At 67.4% G+C, this 21261-nt stretch carries 28 protein-coding genes; 22 read left to right on the top strand and 6 right to left on the bottom strand.

Features of this window, described 5'->3' with window-relative positions; all coding sequences use genetic code 11:
- Window positions 1-66 precede the first annotated feature (66 nt).
- Window positions 67-195, bottom strand: a complete 129-nt coding sequence (locus CHB97_RS27010) for a hypothetical protein (protein WP_256387139.1) — start codon at window positions 193-195, stop codon at window positions 67-69.
- Window positions 196-246: 51 nt separating this feature from the next.
- On the opposite strand from CHB97_RS27010, the gene CHB97_RS24960 reads away from it, so the two are divergent.
- Window positions 247-1761: a virulence-associated E family protein gene (locus CHB97_RS24960; RefSeq protein WP_244559701.1), complete on the top strand. Its 1515-nt coding sequence runs from the start codon at window positions 247-249 to the stop codon at window positions 1759-1761.
- Between the two features lie 63 nt (window positions 1762-1824).
- Here the strand turns inward: CHB97_RS24960 and CHB97_RS24955 are convergent, their stop codons facing one another.
- Window positions 1825-2367, bottom strand: coding sequence for an HNH endonuclease (locus CHB97_RS24955; protein WP_143271199.1), 543 nt, complete (start codon window positions 2365-2367; stop codon window positions 1825-1827).
- Between the two features lie 519 nt (window positions 2368-2886).
- On the opposite strand from CHB97_RS24955, the gene CHB97_RS24950 reads away from it, so the two are divergent.
- The 6 genes from CHB97_RS24950 (at window position 2887) to CHB97_RS24925 (ending at window position 8090) form a co-directional block, all read left to right on the top strand.
- Window positions 2887-3426 (top strand): crossover junction endodeoxyribonuclease RuvC, encoded by a 540-nt coding sequence (locus CHB97_RS24950; RefSeq protein ID WP_371333139.1) that lies wholly within the window; start codon window positions 2887-2889, stop codon window positions 3424-3426.
- Entirely contained in the window at window positions 3423-3620 is a 198-nt protein-coding gene (locus tag CHB97_RS24945) for a hypothetical protein (RefSeq protein WP_089290741.1), read from the top strand. Before CHB97_RS24950 ends, CHB97_RS24945 begins: the two co-directional genes overlap by 4 nt.
- Entirely contained in the window at window positions 3613-4065 is a 453-nt protein-coding gene (locus CHB97_RS24940) for a DUF6362 family protein (RefSeq protein ID WP_089290740.1), read from the top strand. Before CHB97_RS24945 ends, CHB97_RS24940 begins: the two co-directional genes overlap by 8 nt.
- A 390-nt stretch (window positions 4066-4455) precedes the next feature.
- Entirely contained in the window at window positions 4456-5841 is a 1386-nt protein-coding gene (locus CHB97_RS24935) for a DNA modification methylase (protein ID WP_089290739.1), read from the top strand.
- Between the two features lie 4 nt (window positions 5842-5845).
- Entirely contained in the window at window positions 5846-7084 is a 1239-nt protein-coding gene (locus CHB97_RS24930; protein ID WP_089290738.1) for a site-specific DNA-methyltransferase, read from the top strand.
- Complete coding sequence (locus CHB97_RS24925; protein ID WP_200820124.1) at window positions 7071-8090, top strand: DNA cytosine methyltransferase; 1020 nt, start codon at window positions 7071-7073, stop codon at window positions 8088-8090. The genes CHB97_RS24930 and CHB97_RS24925 overlap by 14 nt, the downstream gene beginning before the upstream one ends.
- A gap of 17 nt (window positions 8091-8107) precedes the next feature.
- Here the strand turns inward: CHB97_RS24925 and CHB97_RS24920 are convergent, their stop codons facing one another.
- Entirely contained in the window at window positions 8108-8587 is a 480-nt protein-coding gene (locus CHB97_RS24920) for a DUF3489 domain-containing protein (RefSeq protein ID WP_089290737.1), read from the bottom strand.
- Window positions 8588-8690: 103 nt separating this feature from the next.
- A complete protein-coding gene (locus tag CHB97_RS24915; RefSeq protein WP_089290736.1) occupies window positions 8691-8942 on the bottom strand; it encodes a hypothetical protein in 252 nt (83 codons plus the stop codon).
- A gap of 76 nt (window positions 8943-9018) precedes the next feature.
- Between CHB97_RS24915 and CHB97_RS26925 the strand changes: the two genes are divergently transcribed.
- Genes CHB97_RS26925 through CHB97_RS24850 form a run of 13 tightly spaced genes read left to right on the top strand, consistent with a single transcriptional unit; the run spans window position 9019 to window position 19502 of the window.
- A complete protein-coding gene (locus CHB97_RS26925; protein WP_244559700.1) occupies window positions 9019-9609 on the top strand; it encodes a terminase small subunit, Nu1 in 591 nt (196 codons plus the stop codon).
- On the top strand, window positions 9524-11467 hold the full coding sequence (locus CHB97_RS24905) for a phage terminase large subunit family protein (protein WP_244559699.1): 1944 nt from the start codon (window positions 9524-9526) through the stop codon (window positions 11465-11467). The genes CHB97_RS26925 and CHB97_RS24905 overlap by 86 nt, the downstream gene beginning before the upstream one ends.
- On the top strand, window positions 11464-11673 hold the full coding sequence (locus CHB97_RS24900; RefSeq protein WP_089290734.1) for a phage head-tail joining protein: 210 nt from the start codon (window positions 11464-11466) through the stop codon (window positions 11671-11673). Before CHB97_RS24905 ends, CHB97_RS24900 begins: the two co-directional genes overlap by 4 nt.
- Window positions 11673-13160, top strand: coding sequence for a phage portal protein (locus CHB97_RS24895; RefSeq protein WP_089290733.1), 1488 nt, complete (start codon window positions 11673-11675; stop codon window positions 13158-13160). The genes CHB97_RS24900 and CHB97_RS24895 overlap by 1 nt, the downstream gene beginning before the upstream one ends.
- A 6-nt stretch (window positions 13161-13166) precedes the next feature.
- Window positions 13167-15098, top strand: coding sequence for a prohead protease/major capsid protein fusion protein (locus CHB97_RS24890; RefSeq protein ID WP_089290732.1), 1932 nt, complete (start codon window positions 13167-13169; stop codon window positions 15096-15098).
- 3 nt (window positions 15099-15101) lie between these two features.
- Entirely contained in the window at window positions 15102-15590 is a 489-nt protein-coding gene (locus CHB97_RS24885) for an N-acetylmuramoyl-L-alanine amidase (RefSeq protein WP_089290731.1), read from the top strand.
- Window positions 15591-15601: 11 nt separating this feature from the next.
- Complete coding sequence (locus CHB97_RS26685) at window positions 15602-15775, top strand: hypothetical protein (protein ID WP_173012807.1); 174 nt, start codon at window positions 15602-15604, stop codon at window positions 15773-15775.
- Between the two features lie 26 nt (window positions 15776-15801).
- Complete coding sequence (locus tag CHB97_RS24875) at window positions 15802-16140, top strand: DUF2190 family protein (RefSeq protein WP_089290729.1); 339 nt, start codon at window positions 15802-15804, stop codon at window positions 16138-16140.
- 12 nt (window positions 16141-16152) lie between these two features.
- Complete coding sequence (locus tag CHB97_RS24870; protein WP_089290728.1) at window positions 16153-16953, top strand: hypothetical protein; 801 nt, start codon at window positions 16153-16155, stop codon at window positions 16951-16953.
- 12 nt (window positions 16954-16965) lie between these two features.
- Complete coding sequence (locus tag CHB97_RS24865; protein ID WP_089290727.1) at window positions 16966-17427, top strand: capsid cement protein; 462 nt, start codon at window positions 16966-16968, stop codon at window positions 17425-17427.
- Window positions 17428-17433: 6 nt separating this feature from the next.
- A complete protein-coding gene (locus tag CHB97_RS24860) occupies window positions 17434-18084 on the top strand; it encodes a DUF6441 family protein (protein WP_244559698.1) in 651 nt (216 codons plus the stop codon).
- A gap of 3 nt (window positions 18085-18087) precedes the next feature.
- The gene (locus CHB97_RS24855) at window positions 18088-18537 is read left to right on the top strand and encodes an acyl-CoA transferase (protein ID WP_089290725.1); all 450 of its coding nucleotides are present in this window, start codon (window positions 18088-18090) and stop codon (window positions 18535-18537) included.
- 17 nt (window positions 18538-18554) lie between these two features.
- A complete protein-coding gene (locus CHB97_RS24850; RefSeq protein ID WP_089290724.1) occupies window positions 18555-19502 on the top strand; it encodes a phage tail tube protein in 948 nt (315 codons plus the stop codon).
- 18 nt (window positions 19503-19520) lie between these two features.
- On the opposite strand, the gene CHB97_RS24845 is transcribed toward CHB97_RS24850, so the two are convergent.
- Both CHB97_RS24845 and CHB97_RS24840 read right to left on the bottom strand, forming a co-directional pair.
- On the bottom strand, window positions 19521-19925 hold the full coding sequence (locus CHB97_RS24845; protein ID WP_089290723.1) for a type II toxin-antitoxin system VapC family toxin: 405 nt from the start codon (window positions 19923-19925) through the stop codon (window positions 19521-19523).
- Window positions 19925-20185, bottom strand: a complete 261-nt coding sequence (locus tag CHB97_RS24840; RefSeq protein ID WP_089290722.1) for a type II toxin-antitoxin system Phd/YefM family antitoxin — start codon at window positions 20183-20185, stop codon at window positions 19925-19927. Before CHB97_RS24840 ends, CHB97_RS24845 begins: the two co-directional genes overlap by 1 nt.
- A gap of 88 nt (window positions 20186-20273) precedes the next feature.
- On the opposite strand from CHB97_RS24840, the gene CHB97_RS24835 reads away from it, so the two are divergent.
- Window positions 20274-20633, top strand: a complete 360-nt coding sequence (locus CHB97_RS24835) for a hypothetical protein (protein ID WP_089290721.1) — start codon at window positions 20274-20276, stop codon at window positions 20631-20633.
- 346 nt (window positions 20634-20979) lie between these two features.
- Window positions 20980-21153, top strand: coding sequence for a hypothetical protein (locus CHB97_RS24825; protein WP_089290719.1), 174 nt, complete (start codon window positions 20980-20982; stop codon window positions 21151-21153).
- Window positions 21154-21261: the final 108 nt, after the last annotated feature.

The following is a 21261-nucleotide window of genomic DNA, read 5'->3' as shown; positions in this document are numbered from 1 at the left end:
GATCGCTGCCGCGTGAACGTCGGACAGCTCAACATCACCGGACACCCGCATCGGTGAGCGTGACTGTCAGATCAAATCCATGCTTTTACACTTCAGGCCGCAGCCACGCTGGCTGACCGGCTGAACCGGGCGGACATCCCCAACTCTATCGTCGCCCCGCTGCACGGCGATGATTTCAACGATGATCTGCGGCAAGGGACGACCGCCGCTGACTATGGCCTGGAGCCTGCTGGGCAACCCGCCCCAATGCCCCGCACCCTGGCGGAGATGGAAGCCGCCGCCCTCGCGCTGACCCACCCGCCCGACATGACGGACCTTGCCCGCCTGCTGGGTGCCATCGCCACCGCGCGGCTTGACCCGGTGCCCATCCGGCACCTGTTGACCACCATCAAGGCGACCACCCGTATCCCAGTTTCGGTGCTGGAGAAGCAGCTCCGCGATCTGCGCCGCCGGCTGAATGGCGGCGGGGGTGACGCACCGGCGATCCGCCCGCCCTGGGCCGCCATGCTGCGCATCGGCGATGACGGCACACCGGAACGCAACGAGGCCAATGTCATCACCGCCCTGTCCAACGATCCGGCCTTTGCCGGTGCCCTGGTCTTCGACGAGTTCCGGCAGGAGATTCTGGCGGCCCGCCCGCTGCCTTGGGAAAGCACCCCGTTCCAGGCCCCGCGCCCCTGGAATGCCACCGACGATGTGCGCTGTGCCGAATGGCTCCAGCGCCGCGAGATCAATGTCACGCCCCTGGTGGTCAGCCGCAGCGTGGGTGCCGTCGCCAATGATATCCGCGTTCATCCCGTGCACGACTATCTCGACCATCTGCGTTGGGATGGCACGCCGCGGCTGGAGACCTGGGCCATCCGCTATCTGGGTGCCAAGGACACGCCGCTCAACCGCGCCTTCGGGGCCCGCTGGCTGATCTCCGCCGTCGCCCGCATCCGGCACCCCGGTGTCAAGGTCGACCATATGCTGATCCTGGAAGGGCCGCAGGGCACCGGCAAATCCACCGCCCTGAAGATCCTGGCTGGGGAGGATTGGTTCACCGACGAACTGGCGGAGATCGGCAGCAAGGACTGCGCGCAGCAGATGCGCGGCGTCTGGATCATCGAGATTGCTGAACTGGACGCCATTGGTCGGGCCGAGGTTGAACGCATCAAGGCCTTCCTGACCCGCACCACCGACCGCTACCGCCCGCCCTATGAACGTTACGTCATCGACGTGCCCCGGCAATGCGTCTTCGCCGGGTCGGTCAACCCCGACACCTATCTGCGCGATGAGACCGGCAACCGTCGCTTCTGGCCGCTGCGCTGCGGCCGCATCGACCTTGACGGCCTGCGCCAGGACCGCGACCAGCTTTGGGCCGAGGCGGTGGCCCGTTACCGCGACGGTGCCATCTGGTGGCTGGACGATCCCGACCTGATCGCCGCCGCCAAGCTGGAACAGGAAGCCCGCTACCAGGGCGACGCCTGGGACGCCCGCATCGACCGCTGGCTGACCCACGAACGCCGCCGCGTCAACCGGGGTGCCCTCGGCTATGACGACTGGCGCGACGAGGAGGTCGAACGCGACCAGCCGGTCTGTGACGTATCCGTGGGTGAAATCCTGGAAGGGGCGCTGGGGATTGAAACAGGGAAATGGTCACGGGGCGACCAGATGCGCGTGGCAGCGTATCTGAAAGCCCGGCAGTGGGAGCGGTACAAGGCAGGGGCCGGCGGTCGACGGGAATGGCGGTATCGGCGACCAACTTGGCTTACAAATTGATCCGTCAGCGATCCGGCAAGTGTCACAAAGGGATGAGGCCGTCCGAGGTCGTCCCACAAGCTGTCAGCTCGCCGCTTTCTGCCGGATGATCGCCGCTAGGCGGTCCGCTTCCGCCATTAGGTCGAAGACCTGAGACCGGATCTCGAGAAACCGCTTGAGCTCTTCATCGGCCTTGTGCCTCATGGCCTCGGTTCCGATTGGCTGGGCGTCGGCGTTATTGAGGAACCGCTCCATCCTGCGTATCCGTACGTCTTTGTCCGGCGGATTGCGTATTTCTAGGAACTCACGCCACGGCTTCTGTCCCTTGCTTTCGTTGCAAGTCCGGCAGCAGGGGACAAGGTTGCGGATGCGGTGACCGTGTCCTGAGAAGTCGCCTTTAACGACGCGGTTGAAAACGTGATCCCAGGTGGCAGCCTCCGCCCCGCAGTAGACACATTGCAGTTCCGAACCGGGATCCTGTTCAAGGTCCCGCATGGCTTCGGCAACTGCGGCTGGGATGTAAATGTCGTGAGGGGCAAGCGCCGATGCAAATGCGTTCGCAAAGGTGCTCTTGCGCCCCATGATGGTCGATGGTCGCAGATATTTCTTGATGCTAGATGCCTTCACGCCTGCCCCCGAAGATCTTTCCGGCAAAGCATACGTTCGAGATAGAAGCCGGTAAAGATCCCGCCGACCTGGGGATTTCTTCGCCTGTAGTTCGCCGTCCAACCTCCGCCAATACGCACCCGTGATGTCTGCCAGGGTTGGGACAAAGCCCGCGAAAGTCCCCCAAGTTCCTTCTCCGACATGTCCCAACCGTCCCAACCCCACCAGGAGGTTGGGACACGCTGAAACCCGCTGAAATCCTGGCTTTGTCCCATCCGTCCCAACGGTCCCAACCTCTGGCAAAGGCAATATGGAGAGAGAAAAATCACCCATGGGGTGTGGTTAATTGCCACTTATACATACAATATGGCTAAAATTATTTTTGCCATAGGATGTTTGTACCCCCCGTTGGGACATGGGACGGTTGGGACCGTTGAGGGATGTGCGCAGCAAGCAAACGACCCTCTTGCACCGTCCGCCGGCCTGTGATTCCATCTTCGTGACCGAAGCCGAAGGCCCACCCATGCGTGAGCCTTCATCATGTTTCTCCTGCATTCTGTTCCGGCAGCGCCGGACCCCAGGCCGGCCCCCAGCGGGGCCAGCCGCTCCCCACAGTCCATCCTGGCTCTCGACCTGGGCACGGTGATGGGCTGGGCCTTGCGCGCCGGCGACGGCACCATCGTCTCCGGCACCGAAGCCTTCCGCCAGGACCGCTGGTCCGGCGGCGGTATGCGTTACCTGCGCTTCCGGCGCTGGCTGGGGGAGATCGCCACCACCACTGGCGGGATCGGTCTTATCGTCTATGAGGAGGTCCGCCGCCATGCCGGCGCTGATGCCGCTCATGTCTATGGCGGCTTCCTCGCCACACTGACGGCCTGGTGCGAGGAGCGGAATGTCGCCTATGAGGCGGTGCCGGTGGGCACGATCAAGCGCTTTGCCACCGGCAAGGGCAATGCCGGCAAGGAGGCGGTGATCGCCGCCATCCGGGCGCGCGGGTTCAATCCGGCGGACGACAACGAGGCTGACGCCATCGCCCTGCTGCTCTGGGCCATCCAGCACCGGGCGGGAGGTGTGTCGTGAGCTTCCTGCCCAAAGGGTTCGGTGGCGACCGCACGCCGCCGGAAACCATCAAGCGCGACGGCTGGCAGGCTCAGGGCATCCTGGTGATCAGCGCCGATGATGCCCGCCTGTCCTGGCCGGAACGTGAACTGGTCCGCCAATTGGGACGCAAACTCTATGGCGACCGCCCGGTCCGGGAGGTGCCTCATGGCTGATCCCGTCTGGACCCCGTTGCTGGTCGAGGAACGGCTGGCCGAGGCAGCCGACGTGCTGAAGCGCCTGCCCGAAGGGCGGATCGGCGGCTATTTCAACACCTGGCCGCAGATCGTGCCGGAATTCTGCGATCTGGTCGGGCGTGAACCACCCCAGCGGCGTCCACCACCGCCCGCCGCCGCTGCCATCACCCGGATGGAGGAAAGCCTTGGCTGGACCATCGGGCTGGACCCGGTGGATGCCCGGATCGTCTGGCTGCGCGCCGGTGGCGAGCGCTGGAAAACCGTGTGCTGGAAGGTCGGGCTGGCCCGCGCCACCGCCCACCAGCACTGGCTCTATGCGCTCTGCGTCATTGCCTGGCGGCTTAACGGGCGGCGGGTGCCGGGCAAACGGTCGCGCCAGCAGGTGATCGCGATGGTCCGTGCGGCGTGCAGCAGCGCAGGGTAGCGCAATCAACCGTTCAGACACTTTTCGCTGAGACGGAAATGGCGGTTTCAGGGTAGATTCCGATCATGCTCAGGCGAGGTGCGCAGGCGCGCCCGTCGCCACCAGATTGGCCGGAATGGGTTATTTCATTGCTGCCCCCGCCGCCACCGGGCAATGATGGTTCGGCCTCGCGGTTCCTTCCTGGCCGATACCCTATGCTGGCGGCAGAGGTTCGGCATTCCGCCAGTGACGCGGAAAAATCAGGGCATTTCGTTTCGCCAACCGGGCCGGACCTGTAAAGCCAAGGGCTTATGGCATCCGGCCCCCGCCGATTGGCGAAACGCCGGATGTCGGGGCGTTTCGTTTTTCGCCATCGTCCGTGTGCCGCCCGTTTCGCTTTCAGGAGAGATCGTGGAGATCATCAACCTGCCGATCGAGCGGGTGATCCCCTATGCCCGCAACCCGCGGCACAATGCCGAGGCGGTGGCCAAGGTGGCGGCGTCCATCGCCGAGTACGGCTGGCGCCAGCCCATTGTGGTGGACCGGGACATGGTGGTGGTCGCCGGCCACACGCGGCTGGAGGCGGCGCGTCGGCTGGGGCTGGCAACGGTCCCCGTGCATGTGGCCACCGACCTGACGCCTGCGCAGGCGCGGGCCTACCGGTTGATGGACAACCGCAGCCATCAGGAGGCGCGCTGGAACGACGAGTTGCTGGCGCTGGAACTGAAGGATTTGCGCATCGATACGGTAGACCTGAGCCTGACCGGCTTCGACGCCGGCGAGATTGAGCAGATCCTGGCCGCACTGGACGACTCAGCGGACCAGGATGAAACCACCGCCGACAGCGCCGATCCCGACGCGACCCCGGAGCCGCCATCCGATCCGGTGACACGGACCGGCGATCTGTGGCTGCTGGGGGAGCATCGCCTGCTCTGCGGCGACAGCACCGACCCGGCGGCGGTGGCGCGGGTCATGGGCGGGGACTGCGCCGCGCTCTGCTTCACCAGCCCGCCCTATGGGCAGCAGCGCGACTATACCACTGGCGGCATCGCCAGCTGGGACGCGCTGATGCAGGGCGTCTTCGCCCATTTGCCGATGGACGCCGATGGGCAGGTGCTGGTCAATCTCGGGCTGATCCACCGCGACGGCGAATGGCTGCCCTACTGGTCGGACTGGCTGGACTGGATGCGGACCCAGGGCTGGCGCCGCTTCGGGCTGTATGTCTGGGACCAGGGACCGGGGCTGCCCGGCGATTGGGGTGGGCGGCTGGCACCCAGCTTCGAGTTTGTCTTCCATTTCAACCGGCAAGGCCGCAAGCCCAATAAGATCGTGCCCTGCAAATATGCCGGCCTCGACACCCACTTGCGGGCGGACGGCCATTCCACCGCCATGCGCAAGGCGGATGGCACGGTGGGGGCCTGGACCCATGCCGGCCAGCCGACCCAGACCCACCGCATCCCCGACAGCGTGATCCGCATCGGCCGCCACAAGGCGCGCGGCATTGAGGTGGAGCACCCGGCGGTGTTCCCCGTGGCGCTGCCCGAACTGGTCCTGAACGCCTATGCCGATCCGGGCGATGTCGTCTATGAGCCGTTCTCCGGTTCCGGCACGACGCTCATCGCCGGCGAACGCACCGGCCGGCGGGTCCGCGCCATCGATTTGGCGCCGGCCTATGTCGATGTGGCGGTGCGCCGCTGGAACGAACTGTTCCCCGCCACACCGGCACGGCTGGAGGGCGGGGGCACCTTCGCCGAAACCGCCGCCGCGCGGGGCGTGACCCTGGCCGTCACCGCCTGATCCCATGCTGAACGACATCCAGATCGAACGCTGGCCGCTGGACCGGCTGCTGCCCTATGCCGCCAACGCACGCACCCATTCCGAAGCGCAGGTGGCGGAGATCGCGGGCTCCATCCGTGAGTTCGGCTTCAACAACCCGGTGCTGGTCGATGATCGCGGCGTGCTGATCGCCGGTCACGGACGGCTGCTGGCGGCGCGGCGGCTGGGGCTGGCGGAAGTGCCGGTGATCCGGCTCGGCCACCTTACCGAGACGCAGGCCCGCGCCTTCCGCTTGGCCGACAACCGGATCGCCCTGAACGGTGGCTGGGATGACGCGCTGCTGTCGGCCGAACTGGCGCGGCTGGTCGAGGAAGGCACCGCGCTGGACGGGCTCGGCTTCGATGCCGGGGAACTGAGCCGGCTGCTCAACCTGGACGATCCGGCGCCAGGGCTGGTGGACGAGGACGCCACGCCGGAACCGCCTGCCGAGCCGGTGACCCGACCGGGTGACCTCTGGATCCTTGGTTCCCATCGTCTGCTGTGTGGCGACGCCACCGTGGCCGGCGATGTCGAGCGGCTGCTGGCCGGTGCGCGCCCGCACCTGATGGTGACGGACCCGCCCTATGGCGTGGAGTATGATCCGTCCTGGCGCAACCAGGCGGGCGTGGCGAAGACGAAGCGCACCGGCAAGGTCGCCAATGACGACCGCGCCGACTGGCGCGAGGCCTGGGCGCTGTTTCCCGGCGACGTCGCCTATGTCTGGCACGCCGCCATCCACGCCACCAAGGTGGCCGAGAGTTTAGCGGCCTGCGGTTTCGATATCCGAGCACAGATCGTCTGGTCGAAGAGCCGCTTCGCCCTGGGGCGCGGAGATTACCACTGGCAGCACGAGCCGTGCTGGTATGGCGTGCGCAAGGGTGCCAAAAGCCACTGGCAGGGGGCACGCGACCAGTCGACCTTGTGGTCGATCGCCCCAGCCGGCGGCGAGGATGCCGCCACGCCCCACGGCACCCAGAAGCCGGTGGAGGTCATGCGCCGCCCCATCGTCAACAACAGTGCGCGGGGCGATGTCGTCTATGAACCGTTCTGCGGTTCCGGCACCACCCTGATCGCCGCCGAAACGGTGGGTCGGGTCTGCTACGCCCTGGAACTGGATCCCGCCTATTGCGACGTGATCGTGCGGCGCTGGGAAGGGTTCACCGGGCAAAGAGTAACCCGAGCGGACGGGACGGCCTTTCCCAACGGAACGGATGCCGGTGCATGACGTGGCTGTATCTGCCACCGGCGCTGCTGGCGGCGCCCCCCTGTTCGGGCTGTCGCTGTGCGCCGGGGCCTGCGGTCTCGACCTTGGCCTGCACATCGCCGAACCCGGATACCGTGCTGTGGGTTATGTCGAGCGGGACGCCTACGCCGCGGCCGTCCTCGTGGCGCGGATGGCGGACGCGGCCCTGGATCCGGCACCTGTCTGGGACGACCTTGCCAGCTTCGACGGCCGCCCATGGCGTGGCGCGGTGGACCTCGTGCTTGCGGGCTATCCGTGCCAGCCGTTCAGCGTCGCCGGACGTCGTCGCGGAAGCGACGATCCCCGGCATCTCTGGCCCCATGTCGCGCGCATCATCGACGAGTGTCGACCGGGATCTGTTTTCCTGGAGAACGTCCCCAATCATCTCAACCTCGGCTATCGCGAGGTCCGGGAAGATCTGGAAGGCATGGGTTTCGTCGTTGCGGAAGGATTGTTCTCGGCGGCGGAGGTCGGCGCTCCCCACCGCCGCGAACGGCTATTCGTCCTCGCCGGCCGGCTGGCCGACGCCCCGGACCTGTTCGGGCAAGCGCTCCAGCGGGGCGAACCGGACCGAGTTGCTCCGTCTGTGGCCGACGGCGAAGGCGGGGGGCAACCGGCCGAGCGCCGGACGGCACCACGAGGCCGATCTGACCGGACATGCCCGCTGCTGGGCGACCCCGTCGGCGCGCGACTGGCGCAGCGGGCTGGCCGGGCCGGAGACGATGGCGCGCAACAGCCGCCCCTTGAACGAGCAGGCGGTGAGCGGGCGTTCCCGCCCGGCCCCGGAGACGATAATGGGTGGCAAGACTGGCGGCGGCGACACCCCGACACTGAACCCGCTGTTCGTCGAGGCGCTGATGGGCTGGCCTACCGGGTGGACCGGCTTCGGCTCTGTGGCAACGGCGTGGTCCCCCTGGTTGCGGCTTATGCGTGGCGAACTCTCTGGGCTCGGTTAGGACTGCCGCCCCGGCAGGGCGGCGGTCCTTAAACGATGTCTATCGGATGTCAGGTCACCACACGATAGACCCGCCCGCGTTCCTCGACCTTTTCCGAGGTTACGGTAAGACCGAGCTTCTTCTTCAGCCCCCCGGCAAAGAAGCCCCGGACTGTATGGTCCTGCCAGCCGGTGGCCGCCGCGATCTCCGCGATGGTGGCCCCTTGCGGCTGGCGGAGCATGGCGATCACATGCGCCTGTTTGCTGTCGGCGCGGCTTTTGACCGGTCGGGGTGGTTCGGCGGCCAGGGTCTGTTCGATGGCGGTAACGGCGGCGTCCAGGTCCGGTTGCGGCGGAGACGGTGTCGTGGGCAACAGACCGGCGGCCCGCATGGCATCGTCAACGGTCAGTCCCCGTTCGCTGAACAAGGTTTCCAGACGGCTGATCGCCATGGCGCGGCATTTGAAGGTCTTCGGGGTGGTGGGAACACCGGCCAGGACGCCATAGGCGGCGGCCATTTGCGGCAGGGTCAGGTTGGACAGGCTGGTCATCACGGCGTCTCCCGTTGGTCAGCCCCCGGCCGATCCGGGCGCTTCCACCAGCCTGAGCCCCGCCGGACAAACCCGGTCGGGGCTGGGGGTGGCGGGCTTGCCTTCAGTCGGCGTGTTCGCCCTCGTGGAAGGCGGCATCGGTGATCCGCTTCAGAAGCTCGGCGTAGGTCGCCAGGGTGCCGACATGGCCCCAGTGGATGTCGTCGGGCGCAACGTTGAAGTGTTCGTCGCTGAGCGCCGTCAGCCGCGCCAACATCGTGTCGATCTCGGCCTTGCGGGCCAGAAAGGCGTCCAGGGCCGGGGTTTTGTCGCGGGGCTTGGGCATCGCATCCTCCATCGTGGTGATGCTAGTCATCGCGCTGTCCGACCCCACAGCCAAGCGCCTACGTCGATGATTTGATTGCTTTTTTACCCAATGAAGGACGATGCCCATGGCCGGCAACGGGCAGCCGCTGGCGGTGATCGCCAAGCTGCTCGACCTGTCGGAACGCCGGGTCCAGCAGCTCAGCCGCGAAGGCGTGATCCCCAAGGCCGAGCGCGGTGCCTACGATCTCGTAGGTGCCGTGCGCGGCTATGTCCGTTACCTGCGCGATCTGGCGCAGCGGGCGCAGGGCGGCGTCGCCGACCTGCCCACCGAACGCACCCGGCTGGTGAAGGCCAAGGCCGATCTTGCCGAACTGGACGCGCAGCAACGGCGCGGCGATCTGGTGCCAGTGGCAGAGACGGCGTTGGCCTGGGCGGCAGTGACGGCCCGGCTGCGCGCCCGCCTGATCACCCTGCCGGACAAGCTGGCCCCCCTGGTCCATGATGCCGCAAACCCCGCCGCCGTCCGCGTCCTCCTGCGGTCGGCGATTGTCGACGCGCTCGCCGAACTTGCGGCGACGCCGGTCGCCGTCGCCGCTGCGCCTGACCGGGCATCCGGGGCTGGCGAAGCTGGTGACGACGGCGTTGCAGATGCTGACGCCGCCGCCGGACCTGACGGTGAGCCAATGGGCGGACGCCAACCGCCGGCTGAGTTCTGAGGCCAGCGCCGAGCCGGGCCGCTGGTCCACCGCCCGGGCCGAATACCAGCGCGGCATCATGGATGCCGTCTCCGACCCGGATATCGAAACCGTAGTGGTGATGTCGTCGGCCCAGGTCGGCAAGACGGAGGTGCTGAACAACACGGTCGGCTATCACATCGACCAGGATCCAGCGCCGATCATGGTGGTGATGCCGACCGAGCGTGATGCCGAGACCTGGTCGAAGGACCGCTTCGCGCCGATGGCCCGCGACACGCCGTGCCTGACCGGGCGGATCGCGGATCCCAAGTCGCGCGACGGTTCCAACAAGATCCTGCACAAGCGGTTTGCCGGCGGCCACCTGACCATCGTCGGCGCCAACGCGCCGTCGGGACTGGCCAGCCGGCCGATCCGCATCCTGCTCTGCGACGAGGTGGACCGCTATCCGGTCAGCGCCGGGGCGGAAGGCGATCCGGTCAAGCTGGCCCGCAAGCGCACGGTGACGTTCTGGAACCGCAAAATTGTGCTGGTCTCCACCCCTACCCTGAAGGGGGCGAGCCGGATCGAAACGGCGTTCGAGGAAAGCGACCGTCGCCGCTTCTGGGTGCCGTGCCCGGATTGCGGCCAGCATCAGGTGCTGACCTGGGGGCAAGTGCGCTGGGACAGCGAACCGGAACCCCGGCCAGACAGCGCCCGCTATGTCTGCATCCATTGCGATGCCGTCTGGGGCGATGCAAGGCGCTGGCAGGCGATTGCAAAAGGCGAGTGGCGGGCGGAGGCGCCGTTCACCGGCATCGCCGGCTTTCACCTGAATGAGATCTATTCCACCTGGGTCCGGCTGGCCGACATGGTGCGTACCTTCCTGTCGGCCAAGGCCGCCGGCGACGAGGCGATGAAAACCTTCGTCAATACCTCGCTGGGGGAGACCTGGCAGGAGAGCGGCGAGGCCCCGGACTGGCAGCGTCTCTACGAGCGGCGCGGCGGCTACCGCTTCGGCACCGTGCCCACGGGCGGCCTGTTCCTGACCGCCGGGGCCGATGTGCAGAAGGACCGGATTGAGGTGTCGGTCTGGGCCTGGGGCCGCGGGCTGACCAGTTGGCTGGTCGACCACATCGTCATTGAAGGCGGGCCCGAGCGGGCGGAAGCCTGGGCGGCGCTAACGGTGCTGCTGGGCCGGACATGGCCGCATGCCCATGGCAGCCGGTTGGGGCTGGCACGGCTGGCCATCGACACCGGCTATGAGGCACCCGCCGTCTATGCCTGGGCGCGCTCGGTCGGCTTCGCGCAGGTGGCCCCGGTCAAAGGCGTGGAAGGTTTCAACCGGGCCGCGCCCGTCGCTGGACCCAGTTACGTGGACGCCACCGAGAATGGCCGCAAGGTGCGGCGCGGGGCGCGGCTATGGACGGTGGCGGTGGCCACCTTCAAGAGTGAGACCTACCGTTTCCTGCGGCTGGCGCGACCGACCGACGAGGATTTGGCCGCTGGCATCACCGTGCCCGCCGGCAGCCTGCACCTGCCGCAGGGGGTGGAGGCCGAATGGGTCAAGCAGCTGGTGGCCGAACAGCTGGTGACGGTGAAGACCAAGCGCGGCTTCACCAAACTGGACTGGCAGAAGCTGCGCGAACGCAACGAGGCGCTGGATTGCCGGGTCTATGCCCGCGCCGCCGCCTGGATCGCCGGCATCGACCGCTGGACCGAGGCCAAATGGCGCGATCTGGAGGATCAGGTCGGACCGGCACCCGACGCCAGTGCAACCCCGGCTCCGATCATGACGGCAGCCGAGGAACCGACCGCCGGTCAGCTTCAACGCCCCACCACACCGGGGGAGAAACGCCGGGGCGGCTGGCTGGGTGGACGCAATCAGGGATGGTTGGGATGAACTGGACCCAGGGGGAACTGGACGCACTGCGCCGCGCCTATGCCGCCGGCACGCTGCGCGTCAGCTATGACGGCCGCAGCGTCGATTACGGCTCCGCTGCCGACCTGCTGTCGCGCATCCGCACCCTCGAGCGGGAAATGGCTGGCGGCACGCCGGCCAAACTGCCGATGGCGGGCTTTGCTGGCTTCGGGCGCGGGGAGCGCTGATGGCCGGGCTCTGGCTCGACCGCGCCCTGGGGCTGGTGGCGCCGCAGGCGGCCCTGCGGCGGGTGCTGGCCCGCCAAAGCCTCGACCGGCTGACACGCGGCTATGACGGCGCCGCCAAGGGACGCCGCACCGATGGCTGGCGGGCACCGGGCAGTTCGGCTGACGCCGAGATCACCGTGGCCGGGGCGCTGCTGCGCGACCGGATGCGCGATCTGGTGCGCAACAACCCGCACGCCGCCAAGGCGGTGTCGGTGCTGGTCAACAACATCGTCGGTTCCGGCATCATGCCGCGTGCCGCCTCGGGCGACGACCGGTTGGACAAGGCGACCGACGCCCTGTGGCAGGAGTGGTCGGCACGGTGCGATGCCGACGGGCAGTTGGATTTCTACGGGCTGCAAACCCTGGCCTGCCGCCAGATGGTGGAGGCGGGTGAGGTGTTGCTGCGCCGCCGGCCCCGGCGCGCGGCTGACGGGTTGCCGGTACCGCTCCAGATCCAACTGGTCGAGGCCGACCTGCTGGATGCCGGGCGCAATGGCGATCTCGCCGATGGCGGCCGGATCGTCCAGGGCATTGAGTTCGACCCGCTGGGAAGGCGCCGGGCCTATTGGCTCTACGCCCAACATCCGGGCGACGCCGTGGTCAGCCTGCGCCATCGGCTGGACAGCGCCGCCGTGCCCGCCGCCGAGGTGGCGCACATCTACGAGAAACAGCGCGCGCAGGTGCGCGGCGTGCCCTGGGGCACCCCGGTGATGCGGGCGCTGCGCGATCTGGACGACTGGACGCAGGCCGAACTGGTGCGCAAGAAGACCGAGGCCTGCGTGGTTGGCATCGTGCTGGGGGCCGACGAAGGGGAACAGGGCATCGCGCCTTCTGTGGTCGATGCCGATGGTCACCGGGTGGAACAGTTCGAGCCCGGCCTGATCGCCTATGCCCGCGGCGGCAAGGACATCCGCTTCAACCAGCCCGCCACCACGGCCGGCGTGGCGGAATGGCTGCGGGCGCAGTTGCACATCATCGCCGCCGGCTTTCGTATGCCCTACGAGTTGCTGACCGGCGACCTGTCCCAGGTGAACTATTCCAGCATCCGCGCCGGGTTGGTCGAATTCCGCCGCCTGATCGAGGCGGCGCAGTGGCAACTGGTGATCCCCATGCTGTGCCAGCCAGTCTGGGACTGGTTCACCACCCAGGCTTGGGCGGCAGGCCGGCTGCCGCGCCCGGACATCCCGGTTGAATGGTCGCCGCCGCGCTTTGAGGCGGTGGACCCGTTGAAGGATGCCATGGCCGACCTGCTGGCCATGCGCTCCGGTACCATGACGCTGGCCCAGGCAATCTCCCGCCAGGGTCATAATCCCGAAGCGGTGCTGACGGAGATCGCCGCCATGAATGCCCGCCTGGACGCGCTCGGCCTCGTGCTGGACAGCGACCCGCGACGGGTGACCAAGACCGGCACCATCCAGGCCGGTGAGACAGTTTCCAACCAGGACTGACCCATCATGCACGGCACCCTTGACCTGCCGGCGCTCCGCCGCGCGGCTGACCTTGTGCTGGCCAGCTTCGACGAGGCTGACCGTTCGGTGGAACTGGTCTGGTCCACCGGCGCGCGGGTGCGCCGCCAGCCGCTGTTCGGGGAGCCCTTCGATGAGGAACTGAGCCTGGAACCCGCCCATGTCCGGCTGGAACGGCTGAATGGCGGGGCGCCGCTGCTGAAGGTCCATGACATGGGCACGCTGGACGCGGTGATCGGCTCGGTGGTGCCGGGGACCGCCCGCATCGAGAACGGCCGCGGCATCGCCCGCGTGCGCTTCAGCGACCGGGCGGAGGTGGAGCCGATCCTGGCCGATATCCGCGCCGGCCATCTGCGCGCCGTCTCCATCGGCTATCAGGTCCACCGTTTCGAGGTCTCCCGCCCGGCGGCAGGGCCGGAACTGTGGCGCGCGGTGGACTGGACGCCGTTCGAGATTTCCGCCGTGCCGGTGGGGGCCGACCCCGCTGCCGGCTTTCGCAGCGCCGAACCCCTGTCGCCCTGCGTCCTGGTTCGCCGCGACGCCGCTTCATCTCCAACGAGGATTGCCATGGATGAAACGCAGACCCCGCCGGCGGGGACGGATGCCACGCCACCGCCGGCCCCCGATACCGATGCCCTGGTCGCCCGCGCGCGCGAAACGGAACGCGAGCGGGTTGGCACCATCCACGCGCTTGCCGGGCGGTTGGGGCTGGAACGCGGCTTTGCTGACGATCTGGTCCAGCGCGGCACCGGCCTGGACGAGGCGCGCCGGCTGATCCTGGACAAGGTGGCGGAGGCGTCGGATCGCACCCGCATCTTCCCGCAGGTGACCGTGCCGCTTGGCGGCAAGGATGAACGGCTGCTGCGGCGCGAGGCGGTCAGTGCGGCCCTGCTGCACCGCTACAGCCCGACCCTGTTCCCGCTGACCGACCATGCCCGCGACTATCGCGGCCTCAGCCTGCTGGAACTGGCCCGCGATTTCCTGACCCAGGCCGGGGTGGCCGTGCGCGGCCTATCGCGCGACGAGATCGCCACCCGCGCCCTGCATTCCACCTCCGACTTCCCCGAGGTGCTGTCCGCCGTCACCGCCAAGACCTTGCGCCAGGCCTATGAGGTCTATCCTCGCACCTTCACGCCGTTCTGCCGGCAGGTGCTGGCCACCGATTTCAAGGCCATGCACCGGGTCCAGATCGGTGAGGCGCCGCAATTGCTGAAGGTCAATGAGGGGGGCGAGTTCCAGCGCGGCACCATCGGCGAGAGCAAGGAAAGCTACCGCATCGAGACCTACGGTCGGGTGGTGGCGATCACCCGGCAGGTGCTGATCAATGACGATCTCGATGCCTTCACCCGCATTCCGGCCATGTACGGCACCGCCATCGCCACCCTGGAAAGCGACGTGGTCTGGGGCATCCTCACCGCTAACGCCGCCATGGCCGACGGCAAGGCGCTGTTCCATGCCGACCACAAGAACCTTGCCGGCACGGCGGCCCCGCCGACCGTCACCGCCATCGGTGACGCCCGCGCGGCGATGGCCAAGCAGACCGGGCTGGACAAGAAGACCGTGCTGAACATCAGGCCGTCCTTCCTGATCGTGCCGGCAGCGCTGGAACTGACCGCCGAGCAACTGGTGGCGCAGAACCTGACGCCGGCCAAGACCAGCGACATCGTGCCGGCCTCCATCCGTACCCTGACGCCCATCGCCGAGCCCCGGCTGGATGCCGCCAGCGCCACCGCCTGGTATCTGGCGGCCAACCCGGCCCAGATCGACACGCTGGAATACGCCTATCTGGAGGGGCAGCAGGGCGCCTATATCGAAACCCGCAACGGCTTCGATGTGGACGGGGTGGAGATCAAGTGCCGGCTGGATTTCGGGGCCAAGGCCATCGACTGGCGCGGCCTCTACAAGAATGCCGGGGCCTGAGCCATGACGGACCCGTTTCCCATCCTCAGCCGTCCTGGCGCAGCGGTGCCGTTCACCGCGCCAAAGCGGCCGGTGCATGTGGTCTTCATCCATTGCAGCGCCAGCGACCATGCCGCCCATGACGATGCGGCGGTGATCGACCAGTGGCACCGCCAGCGCGGCTGGCGCGGCATCGGTTATCACTTCTTCATCCGCGGCGATGGCACGCTCCAGCGCGGCCGCGTGCTGGAGCAAATCCCGGCGGCCCAGGAAGGCCATAATAGCGGCTCCATCGCCATCTGCCTGCACGGCTTCAAGACCTTTACCCCGGCACAGTTCGACGCCCTGCGGCGGTTGGCTGATGCGATGGACGCGGCCTATGCCGGCCAGGGAAAGCGCCTGCGCTGGCGGGGGCACCGCGAGGTTGCCGCCAAGCTCTGCCCCAATTTCGACTATCGCGCCGTCCTCGGCCTGGATGAGGGCGGCTTCCGGTCCGCTTGCCCGTCGACCTGAAGGAACATCCCATGCGCTATCTGATCGAACGCCTGCGTGAGCGCAGCACCTGGCTTGGTCTCACCACGCTGCTGACGGCGCTGGGGGCCAGCATCGATCCAGGCTGTCTGGATCATATCGCCACCGCCGGTGCCGCTGCCGCCGGCCTGATCCTCGCCCTCATGCCGGACCGGCCCCGCCGCTGATCGCGCATCCGCAAGGAAGATCATCCATGAAGAACTATGTTCAGCCCGGCAACACAATCACCCTGACCGCCCCCTATGCCGTCACCTCGGGAGAGGGGCTGCTGGTCGGCAGCCTGTTCGGCATTGCCATCACCAGTGCGGCCATGGGCGAACCGGTCGAGGCGGTCCTTGTCGGAATTTTCGACGTGAAAAAGACGCCCTCGCAGGCCTGGAACGTCGGCGACAAGCTTTATTGGGACAATGCAGCCCGGGAGGTCACCAAGACCGCCACCGGCAACAGCCTGATCGGCGCCGCCATCGCCACCGTCGGCAACGGGGCCGGTGAGACGGTTGGCCGGGTCCGGCTGAATGGGACGTCCGTTTGATATCAGCCGGTCATGGCCGATCCGTTCCAGGCCGCACTCGATCCGGTCTTCGCCATCCTGGGCACGCCGGCCACCTATATCGGGATCGGCGGTTCCACGGTTCCGCTGCGGGTCATTGCCCGCCGCAATGATCTTGTCACCGGCTTTGGCGGTGGCGATCTGGTCTCCGATGGGGCCGTGTTCGAGCTGCGCGCCGCGGACCTGACCGCCGCCGGTATCCGCCCCTGGGCGGGCGACCGGCTGCTGGTCGGGGACGACCTGTTCGAGGTCCAGGGGGCCCCGGTGCGCCGCGACCCCGCGCGGCTGGTCTGGACCTTGGAGACGGTGCAGATCCCGGCACCGACCAGCTACCCGCAGTTCGATCCGCCGACAATATCCGGCGGGGCGGTGGAAACGGTCCTCGGCCCCAATGCCCCGCCCGGCGTGTGGACCGGCACCTATGTGACCGCCGCCCAGGTGGCGCTGGCGGTTGGGCAGATCGTCCATGTCAACGCTGCCGGTCGGCTGGCGCCCTGCCGCGCCGATGCCGCTGCCACCGCCGATCCCGCGGGGGTGGTGCTGATCGGCACCCCGGCGGGGGAGCCGGCCCGTTGGGCCACCGAACGGCCGGTGGAGCGCGCCGACTGGTCCGCCCTGCTGGAAAGCGGGGCGGCCACCCTGGTGCCCGGCACCGACTATTTCCTGTCCGCCCGGATCGCGGGCGGCCTGACCGATATGCCGCCATCCGCGCCCGGATGGTGGGTGGTTCCCGTCGGCTTTGCCGTGGCGCCGACGGTGCTGCATGTCCAGCCCGGCACCCCCATCCAGCTTTGAGGATCACGCCCCATGCCGTCCTACCGCCCGCTTGTCCTGATCAATGGCCGCATCCAGCAACTGCCGCTCAACGGCACGCTGGATGCCAGGGTGCAGGAGGTCGATGCCATCGAACTCCAGGCCAAGGAGGCCATCACCGCTGCCGGTATGGCCGTCTACAGCAATGCCGGCTTCCAATGCATGTTGGCCGATGCCGACGATGATACGAAGGCCGAGGTCATCGGTCTGGCCCTGACCAGCGCCGCGCTCGACGCCTATGTCACCGTGCTGACCGATGGCGTCATCGAGGTGACCGACTGGACCGATGCCGCCGGCAGCACCACCCTGACGCCGGGCACCACCTATTATCTGAGCGGCACCGCCGGCGTGCTGACCGCCACGCCGCCCACCACCGGCAATGTCGTCTATATCGGTCGGGCACTGACGCCGACGCGGCTGGAAATCAGCCTGGAACGGCCGGTGAAGCTGGCGTAACCGCCCGTGCGCCTCGCCACTGCGATCGAAGGCCGCCTTGCTGAGATGCTGGCGGCCGACCTCGCAGCGGCGGAGCGCGCCGTCACCGCCGGGTTGCGGGAGGCCAGCGGCGGGTTGAAGACCGAACTGCGCGGCCAGATCACCGGGGCCGGTCTCGGCCAGCGGCTGGCCCGGACCTGGCGCAGCGAAATCTATCCCAAGGGTGGCCGCAGCATCCGCGCCGCCGGTCTGGTCTGGAGCAAAGCCCCCGACATTGTCGGGCTTTACGAGGAGGGGGCGGTGATCCGTTCCCGCCATGGCCTGTTCCTGGCCATCCCGACCCAGGCCGCCGGTCGCTATGGCGATGGCGGCAACAAGATCACGCCGGGCGGCTGGGAACGGCGTACCGGCCTGATCCTGCGGCTGATCTATCGCCGCCGCGGTCCGTCCTTGCTGGTGGCAGACAATGCCCGCCTCAGCAAACGCGGGCTGGCGACAGCCAACCGGGGCCGGCGTGGTGAGGCCGGTTTCACCCGGCTGGCCGGGCGTACCACGGTGCCGGTCTTCATTCTGGTGCCGCAGGTCCGTGTGAGAAAGCGCCTGGATGTGGCTGGGGCTGCCCGAACCTGGCAGGGCCGGTTGCCCGGTCTGATCCTGCGTCATTGGAAGGAACCCTGACCCATGCCAAGCATCCGGGAAACGGCTTTGTCCGCGCTGCTGGCGCGGCTTGTCGCCGTACCGAATGCCGTGGCGGGGCGGGAGATTGTGGTGCCCGAGCGCATCCCACCCGGCGGCCTGCTGATCCTGCGCGATGGCGAACCGGGCGTGCCGGACATAACCCTGTCACCGCTGCTCTACCACTACGACCACACCGCCGAGATCGAGGTATTGGTCCAGGCCGCTGACCCACCGCTGGGCCGCTCCGGCCCCGGACGGGCCCGCGCCCTGGACGATCTGCTGCGGGCGCTGGCCGCCTCGCTGGGGGCCGACCGCACGCTGGGCGGCACGGTCGAGTGGCTTACCTGGGGCGCACCGGAAACCGAGGACATTGCTGTTGCCGGCGGGGCTGCCATCAAGGCCGCCCGAGTGCCGGTGACGCTCACCTACACCACGCTCGATCCGCTGACCTGATCCCGGAGAACCCGACCATGGCCCGCGCCACCGGTGCCCACGCGCAATTGCTGGGTGCGTTCGAAACCGCCTATGGCACCGCGCCCGGCGGCAATTTCCACACGCTGCCCTTCGTTAGTTGCGACATCGGCAGCCAGCAGCCGCTGGAAGCCTCCGACGTGCTGGGGTTAGGGCGTGACCCGGCCCCGCCATCGCGTGATGTCATCACCGCGGAGGGCCAGATCACCGTCCCGGTGGACCTGCGCAGCATCGGTTTCTGGCTGAAGGGGCTGTTTGGGCCGCCGGTCACCACCGGCACCGGCCCTTATAACCATGTCTACACATCCGGGGCCGACACGCTGCCCAGCCTGGCGCTTGAAGTCGGCCACCCGCAGGCGCCACGCTATTTCCTCAACCTCGGTTGCCTGGTCAACAGCCTGAACCTGGGTTGGGCGCCGTCGGGCAAGGCCAATGCCACCCTGGCCCTGATCGCACAGGGGGAGACGGACGCCGATACCTCGTCCGGCGGCACCCCCACCACACAGGGCTTGCAGCGGTTCCACCAATTCCAGGGACGCATCCGGAAAGATGGGGCGGCGCTGGCCAATATCACCGCCGCGGAACTGACCTATGCCAACAATCTCGATCCCGTCCGCGTCATCCGCGATGATGGCAAGATCGAAGGGGCGGACCTGGGCGTGGCATCCTGCACCGGTAATCTGGCGGCCCGCTTTGCCGACATGGTGCTGCTGGATGCCGCCACCGATGGCACGTCCATGGCGTTAGAATTCGCCTGGGTGATCGATGCCGACCGGTCCCTGACCATTGCCCTGCCATCGGTCTATCTGCCCAAGCCGCGCATCCCGATTTCCGGCCCCGCCGGCGTCGAGGCGCGCTTCGACTGGCAGGCTGCCAAGCCCGACGGTGGGGCCCCAGGGGGCGCTTTCGTCACCGTCACCCTGAAGAACGACATTGCCAACTACTGATGGTGCCAGGATAGGTGATCACGAGAACGGATTTAAGGTCGCCACGCCGGTTGGCTGAAAATGGCGGACATTGCGGGTAACGACCGTCAGTCCATGTTCCAGTCCGGTCGCAGCGATCATCAGATCCGCACCCTCATGGCCGATCCCGGCACTGAGGCGTCCCCATCGGCGGGCAGCCTTGAGGTCGAACGGCAGGATCCGCTCGCCATAGGTGGTCAGGACACGGTCCAGCCACGTGGTGAGGGACGCGGCAAAGGCAGCATCTTTCGACCGTTGCAGGCCAATGCCGCGTTCTATCTCGCCAATGGTGACGGTGCTGATAAACAGATCGGCCGTTGGCTGTTCGCTGATCCAGGCGACGATACCAGGATTGCGGTCCCGTTTTCGCAGTTCTGACAGCACGACGGTATCGAGCAGGAACATCAGAATTCCACATCACGCGGAGGCGTATGGGAACGCTCGAAGGATCCATCATCCTGCGGCATCGCCAGCAACATCTCGGCAAGTGACGGTGCCCGTTCGCGGTCCAGTTGGTGCAACCGTGCGAACGTATCTGCGGCAACCACAATGACGGCAGGCTTGCCATGCCGGGTAACCATTTGTGGCTCCCCGGCCAAGGCAGCATCGACCACTGTACTAAATTTGTTCTTGGCGTCCTGTAACGACCAGCTCGACTGAGACATGGCAGCACCTGTCCAGAATTTCTGTCCAGAATATGCGCCGTGGTCGGAAGCCGGTCAAGGTTCAACCAATCCCAGGGGAGTGCCCACCATGATCCGCCTCGACTTGGCCCGCGGGCCGTTCTGGCTCGATCTGGGAATGGGGGTGCGTCTTCACCTGCGTCCCTGCACCACGGCGTTGGTGCTGGCCGCCCGTCAGGCCGTGCGCGACGCGGATATGACTGACGATCCGCCGGGCCTCGTGCAGGGGACGCGCACCGCCACCTTCCTGAAGGCAATGGGGCGGCTGGCCATCCTCGACTGGGAAGGGGTGGGCGATGCCGACGGCACCCCGGTGGTGCCCACGCCAGAAGGGATCGACGCGCTGCTCGACCTGCACCCGGTGGCCGACGCTTTCAGCCTGCGCTATCTGGGGCCGGTGGCGCTGCTGGAACAGGAAAAAAACGTCTGAAGGCCCGCGCCGGGTGGCACTTCGGCGGCGGGCCCCAATACTGCGCGAACTGTGCGGCTGCCGGCCTGCCCTGTGCCGAGGGGCGGCCGGGGCCAAATGGGCAGCGTTGCCCCTATGATGAGCACGCCCCGCAGACGGTGGAGGGTTGGCAGGTCTGGGATCTCGCGCTGGCCTGCGCCGGGCAGCTTCGGATCGCACCGAGCGGGGTGGTGCTCGGTTTCGATTATGGTGCCGTGCTGACCATGGCACATGCAGTTGGTGTGCCAAAAGAGACCGTGGCCATCCTGATGCCGGCGATTGAGAGGTGCCTGATGGCAAGCCCCGAAACGGATCAGGACGGAAGCTGATGATTCAACACGGCCTGATCGGCCGTCGCTTCGGCGATGCCGGCACCGAACTGTTGATTGAGGAATTCCTTGATGAGGAGGAGGCCAGCTTCTTCGTCATCTGCGACGGAACCAACGCCGGGGCCCTGGTTGCTATGCAGGATGGCACAGGACGCCATATTAGGGTCTGTTGACATTCGGCATAACATTGGGGATTCCCCCGCCGCTGAAATTCTGATTCAAGACTACCAAATGGAGGATAGCCTTGGATCGATCAGTTTTGAGCGACGGACAATGGGAGC

Origin of the sequence: Azospirillum sp. RU38E, assembly GCF_900188385.1 — a bacterium.
Lineage (GTDB): Bacteria > Pseudomonadota > Alphaproteobacteria > Azospirillales > Azospirillaceae > Niveispirillum.
Note: the sequence above shows the minus strand (reverse complement) of the source record. Positions and strands in the feature narration are given on the sequence as shown.

Excerpts from the sequence above, each read along its gene's own strand:
- CHB97_RS24960 (WP_244559701.1), top strand. The coding sequence starts at position 247 with ATGCCCCGCACCCTGGCGGAGATGGAAGCCGCCGCCCTCGCGCTGACC.
- CHB97_RS24950 (WP_371333139.1), top strand. The coding sequence starts at position 2,887 with ATGTTTCTCCTGCATTCTGTTCCGGCAGCGCCGGACCCCAGGCCGGCC.
- CHB97_RS24940 (WP_089290740.1), top strand. The coding sequence starts at position 3,613 with ATGGCTGATCCCGTCTGGACCCCGTTGCTGGTCGAGGAACGGCTGGCC.
- CHB97_RS24930 (WP_089290738.1), top strand. The coding sequence starts at position 5,846 with ATGCTGAACGACATCCAGATCGAACGCTGGCCGCTGGACCGGCTGCTG.
- CHB97_RS24925 (WP_200820124.1), top strand. The coding sequence starts at position 7,071 with ATGCCGGTGCATGACGTGGCTGTATCTGCCACCGGCGCTGCTGGCGGC.
- CHB97_RS24920 (WP_089290737.1), bottom strand. The coding sequence starts at position 8,587 with ATGACCAGCCTGTCCAACCTGACCCTGCCGCAAATGGCCGCCGCCTAT.
- CHB97_RS24915 (WP_089290736.1), bottom strand. The coding sequence starts at position 8,942 with ATGACTAGCATCACCACGATGGAGGATGCGATGCCCAAGCCCCGCGAC.
- CHB97_RS26925 (WP_244559700.1), top strand. The coding sequence starts at position 9,019 with ATGGCCGGCAACGGGCAGCCGCTGGCGGTGATCGCCAAGCTGCTCGAC.
- CHB97_RS24900 (WP_089290734.1), top strand. The coding sequence starts at position 11,464 with ATGAACTGGACCCAGGGGGAACTGGACGCACTGCGCCGCGCCTATGCC.
- CHB97_RS24895 (WP_089290733.1), top strand. The coding sequence starts at position 11,673 with ATGGCCGGGCTCTGGCTCGACCGCGCCCTGGGGCTGGTGGCGCCGCAG.
- CHB97_RS24890 (WP_089290732.1), top strand. The coding sequence starts at position 13,167 with ATGCACGGCACCCTTGACCTGCCGGCGCTCCGCCGCGCGGCTGACCTT.
- CHB97_RS24885 (WP_089290731.1), top strand. The coding sequence starts at position 15,102 with ATGACGGACCCGTTTCCCATCCTCAGCCGTCCTGGCGCAGCGGTGCCG.
- CHB97_RS26685 (WP_173012807.1), top strand. The coding sequence starts at position 15,602 with ATGCGCTATCTGATCGAACGCCTGCGTGAGCGCAGCACCTGGCTTGGT.
- CHB97_RS24875 (WP_089290729.1), top strand. The coding sequence starts at position 15,802 with ATGAAGAACTATGTTCAGCCCGGCAACACAATCACCCTGACCGCCCCC.
- CHB97_RS24870 (WP_089290728.1), top strand. The coding sequence starts at position 16,153 with ATGGCCGATCCGTTCCAGGCCGCACTCGATCCGGTCTTCGCCATCCTG.
- CHB97_RS24865 (WP_089290727.1), top strand. The coding sequence starts at position 16,966 with ATGCCGTCCTACCGCCCGCTTGTCCTGATCAATGGCCGCATCCAGCAA.
- CHB97_RS24855 (WP_089290725.1), top strand. The coding sequence starts at position 18,088 with ATGCCAAGCATCCGGGAAACGGCTTTGTCCGCGCTGCTGGCGCGGCTT.
- CHB97_RS24850 (WP_089290724.1), top strand. The coding sequence starts at position 18,555 with ATGGCCCGCGCCACCGGTGCCCACGCGCAATTGCTGGGTGCGTTCGAA.
- CHB97_RS24845 (WP_089290723.1), bottom strand. The coding sequence starts at position 19,925 with ATGTTCCTGCTCGATACCGTCGTGCTGTCAGAACTGCGAAAACGGGAC.
- CHB97_RS24840 (WP_089290722.1), bottom strand. The coding sequence starts at position 20,185 with ATGTCTCAGTCGAGCTGGTCGTTACAGGACGCCAAGAACAAATTTAGT.
- CHB97_RS24835 (WP_089290721.1), top strand. The coding sequence starts at position 20,274 with ATGATCCGCCTCGACTTGGCCCGCGGGCCGTTCTGGCTCGATCTGGGA.
- CHB97_RS24825 (WP_089290719.1), top strand. The coding sequence starts at position 20,980 with ATGATTCAACACGGCCTGATCGGCCGTCGCTTCGGCGATGCCGGCACC.